The sequence below is a fragment of the Nostoc cycadae WK-1 genome, assembly GCF_002897135.1.
In the GTDB taxonomy this organism is placed as follows: Bacteria; Cyanobacteriota; Cyanobacteriia; order Cyanobacteriales; family Nostocaceae; genus Nostoc_B.
The window spans coordinates 229284-244522 of sequence record NZ_DF978431.1; the positions used below are offsets into that span (position 1 = coordinate 229284).

11 protein-coding genes are annotated in these 15239 nt (G+C 40.1%); 5 read left to right on the plus strand and 6 right to left on the minus strand.

Annotated elements, in window-relative coordinates:
* Positions 1–229: 229 nt before the first annotated feature.
* Complete coding sequence (locus NCWK1_RS17410) at positions 230–1213, minus strand: COX15/CtaA family protein (protein ID WP_096583767.1); 984 nt, start codon at positions 1211–1213, stop codon at positions 230–232.
* A gap of 406 nt (positions 1214–1619) precedes the next feature.
* Here NCWK1_RS17410 and NCWK1_RS17420 point away from each other — a divergent pair, with 406 nt between their 5' ends.
* The 3 genes from NCWK1_RS17420 (at position 1620) to NCWK1_RS17430 (ending at position 5314) form a co-directional block, all read left to right on the plus strand.
* On the plus strand, positions 1620–2726 hold the full coding sequence (locus NCWK1_RS17420) for a cytochrome c oxidase subunit II (protein WP_103125570.1): 1107 nt from the start codon (positions 1620–1622) through the stop codon (positions 2724–2726).
* Between the two features lie 92 nt (positions 2727–2818).
* On the plus strand, positions 2819–4579 hold the full coding sequence (gene ctaD / locus NCWK1_RS17425; protein ID WP_096583761.1) for a cytochrome c oxidase subunit I: 1761 nt from the start codon (positions 2819–2821) through the stop codon (positions 4577–4579).
* Positions 4580–4690: 111 nt separating this feature from the next.
* Positions 4691–5314, plus strand: coding sequence for a cytochrome c oxidase subunit 3 (locus NCWK1_RS17430; RefSeq protein ID WP_096583759.1), 624 nt, complete (start codon positions 4691–4693; stop codon positions 5312–5314).
* A gap of 188 nt (positions 5315–5502) precedes the next feature.
* Here NCWK1_RS17430 and NCWK1_RS17435 read toward each other — a convergent pair whose 3' ends face one another.
* From NCWK1_RS17435 to NCWK1_RS17455, 5 genes are all read right to left on the minus strand, one after another.
* Positions 5503–5859 (minus strand): hypothetical protein, encoded by a 357-nt coding sequence (locus NCWK1_RS17435; protein ID WP_096583757.1) that lies wholly within the window; start codon positions 5857–5859, stop codon positions 5503–5505.
* A gap of 281 nt (positions 5860–6140) precedes the next feature.
* Complete coding sequence (locus NCWK1_RS17440; RefSeq protein WP_103125571.1) at positions 6141–8315, minus strand: DEAD/DEAH box helicase; 2175 nt, start codon at positions 8313–8315, stop codon at positions 6141–6143.
* Positions 8316–8369: 54 nt separating this feature from the next.
* On the minus strand, positions 8370–9698 hold the full coding sequence (locus NCWK1_RS17445) for an ATP-binding protein (protein ID WP_103125572.1): 1329 nt from the start codon (positions 9696–9698) through the stop codon (positions 8370–8372).
* 56 nt (positions 9699–9754) lie between these two features.
* Positions 9755–11026 (minus strand): tellurite resistance TerB C-terminal domain-containing protein, encoded by a 1272-nt coding sequence (locus NCWK1_RS17450; protein WP_103125573.1) that lies wholly within the window; start codon positions 11024–11026, stop codon positions 9755–9757.
* A 35-nt stretch (positions 11027–11061) separates the two neighbouring features.
* Positions 11062–12384, minus strand: coding sequence for an ATP-binding protein (locus NCWK1_RS17455; RefSeq protein ID WP_103125609.1), 1323 nt, complete (start codon positions 12382–12384; stop codon positions 11062–11064).
* 104 nt (positions 12385–12488) lie between these two features.
* Here NCWK1_RS17455 and NCWK1_RS17460 point away from each other — a divergent pair, with 104 nt between their 5' ends.
* Both NCWK1_RS17460 and NCWK1_RS17465 read left to right on the plus strand, forming a co-directional pair.
* Positions 12489–12806, plus strand: a complete 318-nt coding sequence (locus NCWK1_RS17460; protein WP_096583745.1) for a TMEM14 family protein — start codon at positions 12489–12491, stop codon at positions 12804–12806.
* Between the two features lie 1143 nt (positions 12807–13949).
* Positions 13950–15188 (plus strand): phosphotransferase family protein, encoded by a 1239-nt coding sequence (locus tag NCWK1_RS17465; RefSeq protein ID WP_103125574.1) that lies wholly within the window; start codon positions 13950–13952, stop codon positions 15186–15188.
* The last annotated feature ends 51 nt before the right edge of the window (positions 15189–15239 follow it).

Sequence of the window (15239 nt, forward strand, 5' to 3'; positions counted from 1 at the left end):
GAGTGATCCGCCCAGAATGCCTTTGCTGGGGTGATAATCTTGAACCTTGCCGTTTCTGAATTTGAAGCGTCAGTGGCTAGTGCTTGAGAAACTCAGGCAGAGGTGAAGATAGGAAGACTTTCACCAGTTCTATGCGGTGAATTACTAATGACTAATGGCTAATGTCTTATCACCATTAGTCATCAGTCATCGTAGCGATCGCATCAGTTTGGCCACAAACCAGGATTAGTTAAGGATTCGAGCTTTTAGCTGGGGTATGCAAAGAATTTGTCGCCAAACCTACAGACAAACTGTTGATTTCACGATTAGCAGCCCAGTCACGCAATGCGAGAACCGTAAACCCGACCAAAGTACCAAGCAAAGCCGCACCGATAGCTTGGTGGGAGACAGTCAGCGGCTCGACTTGCAGATGCAAACGAAAAGTAGCAACGCCTAACAAAATTTGTAAGACCAATAAACCACCAGCCATATTTGCTAGTCGCCGCAAAGCTGGATGGAGGGCTGGTGTGCGCCAGGATATTAAAACTACGGCTAGGGTTGCTACTGTTGGTGGTACTAACCCAAAAATATGGCTGTACATCACGCTGCAAAGTTCAGACGTACCAAAGCATTGGTGTAGCGCCCAGCGAGAACCGACTATAGCGCCCAGTAAACTCTGCACATAAACCAACATAGCCGCAGCTAAACCAATCCAGGGTAGCTTGCCTACATTCCCAGTTCCCTGATAGGGAGCCAGAGCCGTACCAACAACTAGTAGGGTGGTGAAAAATAACAGTGCTGTTCCCAAGTGGGCGGTAACGATGTCAAACCGCAGCAGTTCAGTAACGGTGAGTCCTCCCAAAATGCCTTGAAACACGATTAAAAACAGAGCAAAGCTTGCAGCCCAAGGCAACCAGACAGGCAAAGAGCGACGGTGCCACCAAGATAAACCAGCCAGTGCGATCGCGCTCACACCAATCAAGCTTGCATCCAAGCGGTGAAACCACTCCAAAAATACTTGGAGATTCATTTGTTTGGCTGGTACTAGTTCCCCGTAGCATAGCGGCCAGTCTGGGCAAGCAAGTCCGGCATTCATTACACGGGTGGCAGAGCCAATAGCCATTAAAATCAAGGTGGCTATAGACATTCTCCACACCAAGCGACGAATCATTTCCTTCGGCTTTTGTTGCTCAACTGCCGCATCATTTTGTTGTTTTAGGACAAATTCGTTCATGAACGATTCCTTCTGCCGATCTTGGTAGTAGCTCTCTTAAAATTTCTAATTTTTTCGTACCAACCCATTTCCACCCTAGCGTATACAGCCAAGTTTAGAGATGGGCTTTCACTTATTACTTTGAATCACTTCTGATGGTTTTAGTCTGAAGCTTTAGGTATTTTTCAAGTTGTGAGCAATAAGCAGTTGACCAACAATTTTCCTAACCTAAATTTTTTCTTAAATTTTTCCAGTTATCCCTATTTATCCTTGTCAGTATCTAATAAATCTCTTTTACTCAGAAATAGTAAAGTGGCTGAAAAAATTAATAAAAATTTCAGACCATTTGGCTTTATGTTTAATAGCCTAGACTACCTTAGTAAGTGGGCAGGTTTGAAAAAACGTAATCAATTAATTTAAGTAAGCCGTGAAAATTCCAAGTTCAATCTGGACATTACTGATTGGCATCGTACTAACGTTAGCCAGTCTTTGGTACGGTCAAAATCACGGTCTGTTGCCTACAGCAGCCTCTGATGAAGCCGTCTTAGTTGATGGTTTATTTAACTCGATGATGACCGTTTCTGTAGGTATATTTTTGATTGTTGAAGGTGTTTTAATCTACTCTGTATTTAAATACCGTCGGCGTGCTGGTGACAATGAAGACGGGCCACCAGTAGAAGGCAATGTACCTCTAGAAATCCTCTGGACGGCGATCCCAGCAATTATTGTGATCGGTATTTCTGTTTATAGCTTTGATGTGTATAACGAAATCGGTGGCTTCGATCCCCACGCTGTTCACGAAGCGCCTATAAATCAAAGTTCGATGAATATGCCCGGAGCCGCGTTCGCGCAGCGTGCGGGAACCGCTCTCGCAGCTACCTTGACAGATACTCCTCCTAGCAATGCACCAAACCTGAATCAAGAAAAATCTGATGAGGCGATGCAAGACTCAGCCACCGCTGCTGTACGGAATGCTGATCAAATTCCCCAACTTCGTAATGCTCCTGGTGTAGGTAGTGTGGCTCCTACTCTTGGTTCCAGCCCCGACAAAGCAGGCCAGCCAGCCAGTTTAGCGGTTAATGTTACAGGTCTGCAATATGCCTGGATTTTTACTTATCCAGAAACAGGCATAACCACAGGTGAACTGCATGTTCCCATCGGGCGAGAAGTGCAAATCAATATGACAGCTAATGATGTCATCCACGCCTTTTGGGTGCCAGAATTCCGCTTAAAACAAGATGCGATCCCCGGTAGACAGAGCGAAATTCGCTTCACTCCCAACAAAGTTGGTGATTATGCTCTAATTTGTGCTGAACTTTGCGGCCCCTACCACGGCGCGATGCGAAGCCAAGTGGTTGTGGAAAGTCAAGAAAATTTTGACAAATGGATGCAAGAGCAGCTGGTTGCTAGTCATGAAACCTTGAATCAAGCCGTTGCTGTTAATCCAGCCAACCTCACCCCAGATGAATTTCTCGCGCCTTACACCAAGGAAATGGGAATTCAGCCAGAAATTTTACATCAAGTTCACAAGTAGTCCAAAGTCAATAGTCCAAAGTCAATAGCCCAGAGGAAAACCATCAGACCATTGACCATTGACCATTGACCATTGACCATTGACCATTAACTATGACACAAGCCCAAATACAAGAAACAGCCAATTTTCCGGTGCGGATTGATGAACCGGGAGCGAGAAAATGGCGAGATTACTTTACTTTCAACACTGACCATAAAGTGATCGGGATTCAATATCTCGTCACTTCCTTCATTTTTTATTGCATTGGCGGTGTTCTCGCTGACTTGGTGCGAACAGAACTACGCACTCCCGAAGTAGATTTTGTCAGCCCAGAAGTTTATAACAGCCTGTTTACCCTGCACGCCACAATCATGATTTTCTTGTGGATTGTACCAGCAGGTGCCGGGTTTGCCAACTATTTGATTCCCCTGATGATTGGGGCTAAGGATATGGCATTCCCTAGATTGAATGCTGTAGCTTTTTGGATGATTCCCGTTGGGGGTTTATTGCTGGTGGCTAGTTTAGCTGTAGGCGATGCCCCCGATGCCGGTTGGACTTCCTATCCGCCCCTCAGCTTGGTGACAGGCCAAGTAGGTGAAGGGATTTGGATTATGAGTGTGCTGTTGCTGGGTACGTCGTCGATTTTGGGGGCGATAAACTTTCTCGTCACCTTAATCAAGATGCGGACTCCAGGGATGGGCGTACATCAAATGCCCTTGTTTTGTTGGGCGATGTTTGCGACTTCGGCATTAGTTTTGATGTCCACACCAGTCTTAGCCGCAGGTTTGATTTTGCTGGCCTTTGACTTATTGGCAGGGACAACATTTTTTAATCCGACTGGTGGCGGTGATCCCGTGGTTTACCAGCACATGTTCTGGTTTTACTCCCATCCAGCGGTTTACATTATGATTTTGCCTTTCTTCGGGGCAATTTCCGAGATTATTCCTATACATTCTCGTAAACCAATTTTTGGCTATAAAGCGATCGCCTACTCGTCCCTAGCAATTAGCTTTTTGGGGTTGATAGTTTGGGCGCACCACATGTTTACCAGTGGCATTCCCGGTTGGTTGCGGATGTTCTTTATGATCACCACGATGATCATTGCTGTACCCACAGGGATCAAAATTTTCAGCTGGTTAGCCACGATGTGGGGTGGCAAAATCCAACTCAACTCAGCCATGCTATTTGCCATTGGTTTTGTTGGCACCTTTGTAATTGGTGGCATTAGTGGTGTAATGTTGGCGGCTGTACCTTTTGATATTCACGTTCACGATACTTATTTTGTCGTGGCTCACCTCCACTATGTGTTGTTTGGTGGAAGCGTGTTGGGGATTTTTGCCGCTATTTATCACTGGTTCCCGAAGATGACGGGACGGATGTTCAACGAATTTTGGGGTAAGGTTCACTTTGCACTGACAATTGTAGGTCTGAATATGACCTTCTTACCCATGCACAAGCTAGGGATGATGGGGATGAACCGCCGCGTCGCTCAATACGACCCCAAATTTACCCTGCTGAATGAAATCTGTACTTACGGCGCTTACATACTTGCTGTTTCCACCTTTCCCTTCATCATCAATGCAATTTGGAGTTGGATGTACGGTGAAAAAGCAGGTAACAATCCTTGGCGAGCGCTGACCTTAGAGTGGATGACAACCTCGCCACCAGCAATTGAAAATTTTGATGGATTCCCCGTATTAGCTACAGGGCCTTATGACTACGGCTTAGAAAGAGCTAATGAAGGTGTGCCGTTATCAGATCCCAATCCCTTGTTATCGGCTGGCCCCAACTCGGTACTACGTGCTGATCCTGATGAGCCATATCCCACCATCGAGTCTGACCTGGAACAACGTGTTTCGGGTAATAAAGATTAAGGATGGAATAGGAGCTAGAGATTTAGCATTCTCGCGCTCAAAATTCTCTAGCTCTTAGCCATACTGCATTTTTCATACTTCATACTTCACACTTCACACTTAATAAGATTCATGCAAAGTCAAACCATTGACCCAGCTAAAACCGAATTAAATCATCATCATAGTGCAGCCACAGTTGGTCATCACGAAGAACATCCAGACCATCGCTTGTTTGGTTTGTTTGTCTTCTTAGTGGCTGAAGGGATGATTTTTTTGGGCTTGTTTGGAGCCTATCTAGCTTTTCGTTCGACCTTACCTGTGTGGCCTCCCGCTGGCACACCAGAATTGGAATTATTACTTCCTGGAGTTAATACTGTCAATCTGATTGCCAGCAGTTTTGTGATGCACAATGCTGATACGGCAATTAAAAAGAATGATGCACGAGGTGCGCGGATTTGGTTAGCGATTACCGCCGCAATGGGGGCAATTTTCTTGGTGGGGCAGGTATATGAATATACTCATCTTGAATTTGGTTTAACTACCAATTTATTTGCTAGTGCCTTTTACGTTTTAACTGGTTTCCACGGATTGCACGTTACCATTGGCGTTTTAGCAATTGTAGCGGTATTGTGGCGATCGCGCGTTCCTGGCCATTATAGTAACGAAAAGCATTTCGGTATTGAAGCTGCCGAAATCTACTGGCATTTTGTAGACGTAATTTGGATAATTCTGTTCGGATTACTGTATTTACTGTAGGTATTAATGATTAAGTTGTTCACTCCACGCGAATAACTTAAAACTGAACCCCCACAAGGGGTTTTTTTTATACCCAAAAAGGTGCAATATTCACTGCACCTTTTCAATCTTAACTACCTATTGCTATTCTTTCGGCACTCTGCACTCCTAGATGGAGAAAGAGATACTCAATCAAAAATTGTTTTGTACTACCTACTTGCATTATCATCTGCGCTGCGTTTAACGGTATCAGGATAGACTGAACCCCATTGTTTGACAGCTTCTGCTGATTCTTTAGCAATTCTTTGAGTGCGTTTACCAGGCTCATCTTCAGTTTGACGAGCTTCTCTGTTCCATTCACCAGTAGTTTTAGGTCTATCAGCTTTATCTTGATGTACCACTCTATCAAGTTCTCTCGTTACAGCTTTGGTGTTACCACGCTCAATATTAGCGTTTGTTGTTAGTACTAAAAATCCTACTAGTACTACAGCAACAAACCGCTTTACTTGAAGACCATTCAGCAGAGAACTGATGCGAGAAAATGCTTGAGAAATAAAATTTATCATGGACTGCACTCCATTATTTTTACGTTTTTAGAACTAATTGGTTAGCTTTAAGTACAGGTTAGGAATGAAATTTAGCAAAAACTAACCTATTTGGGAACCAATCAGCTTTATTGAAAGACATATCAAGACTATCTGTTACAAAGGTAAATATTCCTCTAGCAGAAGTCAGAGCTTGCTTATAGCCAAGAGTGCATATTTAATCTTATACAGTCTGAAATTTGAATTACTTTATTTAGAAAACATCTATCTTAAGTGCGATCGCTCTCAAATAAAGTCAACTTCTATTCAGGACAATTCCACAGTGCAACTTGCTGTCTAAGTTCTTCTATATCTAAATAATCATGAGCAAAGGCTTTGCGTAATAACGGATGGGGAATAAATTCGTCATATTTTTGCATTTCTGGCGCTTCGGCTGTACTCACTAAATCTTCTGCGGAAATTCTTTGCTCACATAATGAAGCAATTTCTGGTTGCAGATTTTTAAACTTACCTTTGCCTAATTTCAAAATTAAATAATAAGGGTTAATTCCCCCAATACTACTAATTTCTAAAGATTCTCGACAAAAAGAATTGAGCAATCTTTCTAAGGTGCGATAAGTTACCGTTCCCACCCAGGGAAAAATGCAGCATTTATTTTTGTCTAATTGCAATATATTTGATTTTGCTAATCCAGCAGACTGAACTAATTCTCTGACTATTTTTAGACGTTGTTTAGCATTTTTTTGTAAATAACTATATTCCACATCTTCGAGTAAAACCTGCCGCATTCGCCGTAAAACTTTTGTATGAATACTACCGCCACTACCACGCCAATAAACGGTAGCTTTACCATCTACTTGTTTAGCTAAAACCACTTTCCTTTTAAAATCAACTTCTAAAACTTCCCAAGTTCGTCCGGCTAAACCAAATTGATTACCTACAGGTGGCGGTGTCACAATACTGCCAATTTCTGTAGTTCCTTGCTTGACTACATATTCTTGATTATCAGCAAATACAGCATAGAACTGAAATCTACCTACTATTTTTTCGCCAGCCAAGCCGATAATTAATTTGCCTTGCTCAGTTTTATGAATATGATTTATATCAATTAAATAACGTAGTAATAGTTTAAAATCTTCTTGAGTAATCGCCGCAAAAGGTGGAAATTTTAAAACTTGTTTTGCTAAATTAGCTGGAGATATTTCCCCTGTTGCTAATAAAATACTCATTGTCTGATGATAAAGCAAACTCAAAGGGTATTTAGGCGGCTTTATCGGCTCAATCCAGCGTTCTTCTAAATACAGTTGAATAATGGCGATACACTGTAAAATTTGCCAGGGGATTTGCTCAGGAAGATAGGCTTCTTGTGATGGTTCATCTTCAACACACACAAAACGCATATCTGCTGCTACACCTCTTCTACCAGCACGTCCTAAACGTTGTAAAAAGCTGGCTACAGATAAGGGTGATTCTAACTGAATAACTCGCTCTAAATTACCAATATCTATACCTAATTCTAAGGTGAGTGTCGCCGCAGTTACAGCAGGATGATGGGGTTCTTGCATAGCTTTTTCCGCAGCTTGACGTAAGCTTGCCGAGATACTCCCGTGATGTACATGATAAATATCTGGTTGTGCTTGTTCTTGAGCAATTTGCCGCAAAGAAGCAATTACAGATTCAGTTTGAGTGCGGTTATTTGCAAAGATGAGACATTTTTGATTTTTGGTGAGATTAAATAGGTAATTATCATATATTGCTGATGAATTAATATCATCACGAAGATAAAAATGTTCGACAGCAAGTTTAATTTGACGTTTGCCAACTTCAATTGTGGGAGTAATTACTTGTTTGTCGGTTCCAGAACGCAGCCATTCTTCTGCCAGTGAATAATCACCAAGGGTAGCTGATAAACCAATGCGCCGGGGTTGTGATTGAATTGTATTTGCTAAACGCTGCAATTGACAAATAATCTGACAACCGCGTTCCGAACCCATAAAAGCATGAATTTCATCAATGATGACAAATTTTAAATCTCCAAATAAGCGTACTAAATCATGGTGTTTATTTATTAATAAACTCTCTAGAGATTCTGGAGTAATTTGGAGAATGCCTTGGGGATTTTTTAAAAGCTGATTTTTGCGACTTTGAGCAACATCACCATGCCAGTGATAAACAGGAATATCGGCTGTTTTAAGTAAGCCATTTAGGCGTTCAAATTGGTCATTAATTAAGGCTTTAATGGGGCCAATATATAATGCACCAATGGTATTAGTAGGGTGATTATGTAATACAGTTAATACTGGTAAAAATGCTGCTTCTGTTTTTCCCGCCGCCGTGGCTGCTGCAACTAACAAGTGAGCATCAGTGTCAAAAATTACTTCACAAGCAGCAATTTGCACTGGTCGTAATTCCGTCCAGTTGTGATGGTAGATATATTCTTGAATGAAGGGTGCAAGTCGATTAAAGGCATTAGTCATCTCATGTTTAACTAGTCAATATTTAATTAGTTGTGGTTTTGCTTATTTAATTAGTTACAAACTAAATTCTGCTGCGTCATCTTCATCTATACCGACATTTTTACCAACGGCTATAGGTTTGAATTGAGAGCAATGAATTAATTCACTGAATGTCATTTTATGATTTTGGTGTAGGATATTCAGCACACTAATAAAGTCTCGGATGATTTCGCCGGGTGTGAGTAATGCTTCTGCACCTAGGCGGCTAACGATTTCTTGTAAGAATTCTTGTAAGTTGCGATCGCTCAAAGTTTTATCATAGCCATAGTGGGTTACATGAATTTCTTTGAGGCGTTGTAGAAGCGTGAAAATTTCAGCCTCACTCAAGGGGTTTAACCGAATAACTGGCCCTAAAAATTCCTGAACATTCGCTTGGGTAGCAAAACGACTTTCTTTGGTACGTCTGCGCCAAGCTTGGTCAGCAAATAAGCCACGATTTTGGTCTTCTAAAAACTTGGTGGTACCACCAATAAAAATTCCCAGATGTTCGGCTTTACATTGCATGGTATCGTTAAACATTGCCAGCAGTCTGTTATAGTTTTTCTCGCGGGTAACAGTAGTAGATATTTGATATAAATTTACCGCTTCATCTAATAAAATTAATAGACCTTTATAACCAATCTCGGCAACAAATTTCGCTAATAATTTAATGTAGTCATACCAACTTTCATCATCAATAATTACCCGCACGCCTAAAGCAGCCCTGGCTTCAATTTTGGTGCTGAATTCTCCGCGTAACCAACGCAGTGCCGCATTTTTTAAATTATCATCATCTAATCTATAACCACGCCAATAAGCAATAATGACGTTACCAAAATCAAAGCCGTGAACTAAATCTTCAATATACTGCACAACTTCTCTAATTTTGCTTTCCACCTGGTCATCAAAACCTTCATCTGTTGGACGCATATTAGTTTCTTTGGCAACTTCTTGCTGTATTTTATTAATCCAGCCTTCTAAAATTGAAACTAAAGCACCGCCATCAGGACGGGTTTTGCTGGAAAGGTGACTCATTAATTCTCGATAAGTCGCCAAACCTTCGTTGTTGCTTCCTGCGAGGCGACGTTCGGATGATAAATCAGCATCAGCTACTATAAAACCTTGTTCCATCGCTCGGTTGCGAATCATTTGTAGGAGAAAGCTTTTACCGGAACCATAGTTACCAATAATAAAGCGAAATGCTGCTACACCTTCTGCAATATCATCTAGATTTTGTATCAGGCTTTTAAGTTCTTGTTCTCGACCAACTGCTATATGTTCAACTCCTAGTCTTGGTACTACTCCTGCACCTAGGGAATTAATTAAAGCAGTGGAAATTTTCTTCGAGATTTTGAGCTTTGCCATGTACTTCACTAGATTTGATATTTAACGCAATAATAATTTTACGATAACAAGTAAATTTAATTTGATGAGGCTTGCCTACTCATCAGGTCTTCGTACATAGCAATCATTTTGCGGACATTGTTCAGGTGTTCTTGATAAATTTCGGGAATGTCTTCTCCTGGCTCGATAATTAATTCGCCGATGGTATCATTTGCTCTGTCATTGATTGAATCGATTAAGAGATTCGGCATGGTAATATTTGCTTCGGCAATTTGTTTAATTGTCGATTTAGGATTATCTGCTTGTAATATTGCTTTTAATACTTCAATTTCATGCCCTGGTAATTTCTCTAACAAGTTAGTCCATTCTTCAGGTAAATCTTCACTTATATCTTCTGGAGTGGCAATTAAATCAGCAAAAGGAAATAACTCTGGCTCATCTTCGATGGGGAGATTTATAGGTATATGCTCTAAATTAAGTGTTTCTGTTTGTTGGAGTAATTCCCAAACTTGGTTTTGTAATAAATCTCGTTCTTCTTGTAATATAGAAACTTGACTATTTAGCTGTTGTAGTTCTGATTCTTTATCTGATGTTTGCTGAGTTAAGTTATTCAGTCTACTAATGATGTCGTTTCTTTCTGTTATCGTGTCGGCTAATAGTTTATTTTGCTGATTAACAACGATTTCTAGTTCTTGAATTTGAATTCTGAGTTCATACATTTTTTCTTCTAGCTGAGGTTTAAGTCTACCTAATAGAGTTAAATTGTTCTCAAGTTCTTGTTTATCTTGTCGTAGTTGAGCAATTTGAGTTTGCAACTGGACAATTTCAGCATGAGAAACATTACTGTGTAACTCTAAGCGGCGTTTTTCGGCTGTGAGATTAGTACAAGTGTTACTCAGTTCTGTGATTGTTTTTTCTAGAGTTTTAATTGTATTTTTTAGGTTATTAGTTTCAGTTTCTAATTGTTTTTTCTGCCCAGCAAAATTACTCAATTCTCGATGTAGACTATCTCTTTGATTGCGAGATTCCGCAATTTGATTTTGGAGTTTTTGGTTTTCGGCGTATAATAAACTGCGATGTTCTTCTATTTGTTTGATTTCTCGATAAATGCGATTTTTTAAAGCTTCTTGCTCTTTAATGCGTTTACGTAAGGTCACTAACACCAGCATTTCGTGATGTCTACGTCGTTTATCAACAAATAATGCTGCGGCATAAGTAGCAAGTACAGTAATTATGCCTGTAATGAAGGCTTGACTAAAATTCCAGTTGGGAACAAGACTAAGCCCAAAACTTACACTAAAGGCAACTATGCCTAAAAGAAACCGATTACTGACCATTACTGCTTGCATATTGCTGGTGTTAATTCGTAATTCGTAATTCGTAATTAAGACTTAATGTTTGTTGTACTAAAGAGAGATATATCTGCTTTTAAAAAATCAATAAATTGTCGTGCTGTGCGTCCAGAACGACCGTTATGACGTGTTGCCCATTGTAATGCTTGATATTCTAAATCTTCTGGGCTGAGATTAATTTTTGTTTGTGCTGCTAAATGGCGAATTATTGTTAAATAAGTTTGTTGATTGGCTGGTTCAAAGGTTAATGTCAAACCAAAGCGATCGCTAAATGATAACTTCTCCTGCATGGTATCCCAAGCATGGATTTCTTCGTGATCTTTGGGGGTGGGTCTATCGGCGAAATATTCCCGAATCAGGTGGCGGCGGTTCGAGGTAGCATAAACCACTACATTTTGCGGCCGCGCGGTTAAATTCCCTTCTAAAACTACCTTAAGGGCTTTAAACGCATCGTCATCTTCCTCAAAGGAGAGGTCATCCACAAAGATGATAAATTTTTGGGGTACACCGCGTAACTGTTCGACAATTTTAGGTAAATCTTGCAAATCTGATTTGCCTACTTCTAGTACACGTAGTTGACGTTCTCCATACTCGTTCAATAAGGCTTTGACTAAAGAAGATTTACCCGAACCGCGACTACCGTAAAGTAATACATGCAATGCTGTTTCGCCACATAATAAAAACTCTGTATTTTTCAGCAAAGCATCACGTTGCCATTCATAGCCTACCAGCGTACTTAACTTTATGGGGTCAGGATATGGAATACCGACAAACTGACCATTTTGCCAACGTAAGGCGCGATACTCAGCAAATAAACCTAGGCCAAATTTGCGATAATAAGCAGCTAATTCTTCTACAGCATCAGCCCAATGTTCCCAATCTGGCAAATATAGGGTTATGTTGCTGCTGAGATGATTGTGTTCTTGATACCAAACTACAGGCGAAACAGGCAAATGAGCAACAGTCTGCACCCATTCGCTAAGACAAGCAGTGCTGCATTCATAAAGACTTTGTAATATCTGTAAATCATTTTGGGCGGCGGCAATTAAAGCCGGGGGTAATTCCGAGAAATCTCTTTGTTGCGCCATTCGGCTAAAGGGATTTTCACAAATGAGGATTTGCGAAATTAAGTAGTCTTCCCAATTTTGATTTTGTGCTGCTAAGGCGTAGAAGTAATTTCCGTAAGCTTGGAGACAACCCCTAGCGTCGGCATCAGTGTAACGTATTGCTTGCAACAGTTCCAGAAAGGCGATCGCGGCTTCGCTCTGGAGAACAGATTGGTAGAGTAAAAGAGATGCTGCTTGACGCTGGAGAAATTGAACCTGGGCTAATGACGAAGTACTTGCCGTTGCCATCGCTGGAATATCCATCAATCAACTGGGGGATGTAGCTAAAAATAGCTATGGTAAATTGTCTGCCGACCTTGGCTGTAAAGTCAAAATCTACATAGGTTGTAACAATGAATTTAAGTATAATTGCTGCTTTTGCTTACGGTATCTTAGCAATTGTCGGTGGAATTATGGGCTACGTTCAAGCGCGGAGTAAAGTTTCGCTCCTCAGTGGTGGTATTAGCGGTTTGTTGCTGATTTTATCTGCTTACTGGCAACTTCAAGGGCAACCTTGGGGTTTGACTTTAGCAGTTTGTGTAACTGGGGTTTTGGTGGTTGTATTTGCTTTAAGGTTTGCTAAAACACGCAAGTTTATGCCTGCGGGATTGATGATTGTTTTAGGTGCGTTGACGCTGGCTGTGATGGCACATCAGCTATTGGGACTGTAAGAATATATGAGTTTTCTGTCATAGTACATTTATATTATTGTATAGCTGTGGCGATCGCTAGTACAGGTCGGCGTAAATCAACAGAACACACTTCGACTACTTCGGCTGCGCTCAGTACAACTACACTCAGTGACATCTGGAATTGCTAAAAGTCTTGTGGTGTCACTATTCTTTCTTTTTCCTTTTTATTTTTTACTTTTGCCTTGTTGTACTAGGCAATGAGACAGCGTGAGTAAAAAATCTTGCCTACTACTGAAGTCACATCATAAATTATTAATATGTGACCACAAAAAAATTAGTATCCTTTTGCCAAAACATCCGGTTTTATTTATTTAGTAATGATAAATAAAAATAATATTGGATATGATTTTGACAGTTTTGGGTACAGCCGAGAGTTTACCCATTCAGCAACCGGGGTTTATGCGTTCATCTCACTTTGATAACGCAACACACTATGTATATGGCATTTATTAGTCTTATTTCAGGATGAATTACAGTCCTGATTGAGTTTTGCATCCTAATTTTTATCTAATATCCATCTAGAGACAGGTATTTTTAGGTAAACATTCAATTATTAACGTGGAGCTATGACTCAGTTAAATCCTAAATCACTTTTATCTAACAAATATTAGGTAAATTGATGACATGTTTTTTATGATACTAAATGGTTGTACTACTATCTATATTAACTAAATTAACAGATGGTCAACATCAATCATAAAAAACCATAAAGCTTGCTATATAAGGCTTTATGTTCAAGATAATGTTGTCATATTCATAAAAATTACGCCAAATCGTAGTCAGGAAAATGATATTAAGGTGATTTTGATTACTTTTTTATTTTGACTTATCTAGGAAACTATAAAGTCATTAAATCAATGAATACCTCAGTCTAGTATTTTCACTAAAAGCATCCTATGATTTTAAAGTTTTTATAGTAATGCTCAGTAATATTTAAAGCAAAAATAAAGGTAATCGTGCCATTTTGGCAGTTATAGATATCAGAAATACGATATTACTGGAGGAGAAAGAATAATTGATATTTAGATACTTATCGCTATCTACTTAAAGTCCGCAAGTAACAATAATCCTGAAATTAAGTAATTGATTATCTCAGCACTTTTACGAAGTAGGAAATCAAATATGTTATTACCACTATCTTCTCAAAGCGTTATTCAGTATCTGCAAGCAATCGGACTGTGTAGCTTAGAAGATGGCAATTCAGATTTATCTGATGTGCCAGGAAGTAGCAAAAAGAATTTCAATTTATTAGTGACACTGGGAAATCGTCGCCAATTACTAGTTAAACAAGAACATCATCAGGACAATGACGGAAATCTCCATGAATTTTTTAATGAGTGGTTGTTTCACCAATTACTCAAGCAGTTTCCTGTTTTAGGTAATATTGCCGCGATCGCATCATTAGTAGTACATTATGATGAAGAAAATTCCATCCTTGTCCGCAATTATTTAAGTGAATATCAAGAATTAGGTAACTTTTATCAACATAGCTATAGTTTCCCTACAGAAATAGCCACTGCTATTGGTACCACAATTGCAGGTTTGCATCGCACAACTTTCCAGCGCCGAGAATATCGAGATTTTATGGCGACAGCGCCAGCGGGACAGTATCGCTATAACTTTTACAACCCAGCACAGGGTATAGAATCACTTACGCCAGATATTTTTGGTGCAGTGCCAAAATCAGCATGGCAATTTTATACATTTTATCAGCGCTATGAAAGCTTAGAATATGCGATCGCAGATTTAGCTTCAGAATGGAAACCTTGCTGTTTAACTCACAACGATTTGAAGTTGCACAACATTTTGCTACATTCTCGTTGGGATAAACTCGATAATTGCCTAGTGCGCCTGATAGACTGGGAAGCTTGCGCGTGGGGAGATCCAGTTTATGATTTAGGCACTTTAATCGCCAGCTATTTAAAAATTTGGCTTTCTAGTTTAGTAGTAGATTCCATGCTGGAGTTAGAAGAATCTTTGCAGTTAGCGATGATACCACTAGCAGAAATTCAACCTTCATTACTGGCGTTAATTCAAGCTTATCTCAAGGCTTTTCCTGCTATTTTAGAACACTGTCCAGATTTTGTAGAGCGTGTTATCCAGTTTGCAGGACTCGGAATAATTCACCAAATTCAAGACAAAATCAAGTATCAGCAACAGTTTGATAATACTGATATGTGTGCGCTACAAGTAGCACAAAATCTCCTAACCATACCAGAGAAATCTGTAACCAATGTTTTTGGTGTTACCGCCTCAGAAATTATTGCACCGATGGCTAAACAGCATCAACTTACCCAACCGCAAAAATCACCAAAATTGGTTCCTTTATACTACGAAAAAACCCGTCTGCGCGGATGTTAAATAATTGTCATTTTTCCTCGGTCAATAGTCAATAGTTCTTCTGCCTTTTCT

Bases quoted from the DNA above. Each gene is read 5' to 3' on its own strand.
- NCWK1_RS17410 (WP_096583767.1), bottom strand. From the start codon at position 1,213: ATGAACGAATTTGTCCTAAAACAACAAAATGATGCGGCAGTTGAGCAA.
- ctaD (WP_096583761.1), top strand. From the start codon at position 2,819: ATGACACAAGCCCAAATACAAGAAACAGCCAATTTTCCGGTGCGGATT.
- NCWK1_RS17430 (WP_096583759.1), top strand. From the start codon at position 4,691: ATGCAAAGTCAAACCATTGACCCAGCTAAAACCGAATTAAATCATCAT.
- NCWK1_RS17435 (WP_096583757.1), bottom strand. From the start codon at position 5,859: ATGATAAATTTTATTTCTCAAGCATTTTCTCGCATCAGTTCTCTGCTG.
- NCWK1_RS17440 (WP_103125571.1), bottom strand. From the start codon at position 8,315: ATGACTAATGCCTTTAATCGACTTGCACCCTTCATTCAAGAATATATC.
- NCWK1_RS17445 (WP_103125572.1), bottom strand. From the start codon at position 9,698: ATGGCAAAGCTCAAAATCTCGAAGAAAATTTCCACTGCTTTAATTAAT.
- NCWK1_RS17450 (WP_103125573.1), bottom strand. From the start codon at position 11,026: ATGCAAGCAGTAATGGTCAGTAATCGGTTTCTTTTAGGCATAGTTGCC.
- NCWK1_RS17455 (WP_103125609.1), bottom strand. From the start codon at position 12,384: ATGGCAACGGCAAGTACTTCGTCATTAGCCCAGGTTCAATTTCTCCAG.
- NCWK1_RS17460 (WP_096583745.1), top strand. From the start codon at position 12,489: ATGAATTTAAGTATAATTGCTGCTTTTGCTTACGGTATCTTAGCAATT.
- NCWK1_RS17465 (WP_103125574.1), top strand. From the start codon at position 13,950: ATGTTATTACCACTATCTTCTCAAAGCGTTATTCAGTATCTGCAAGCA.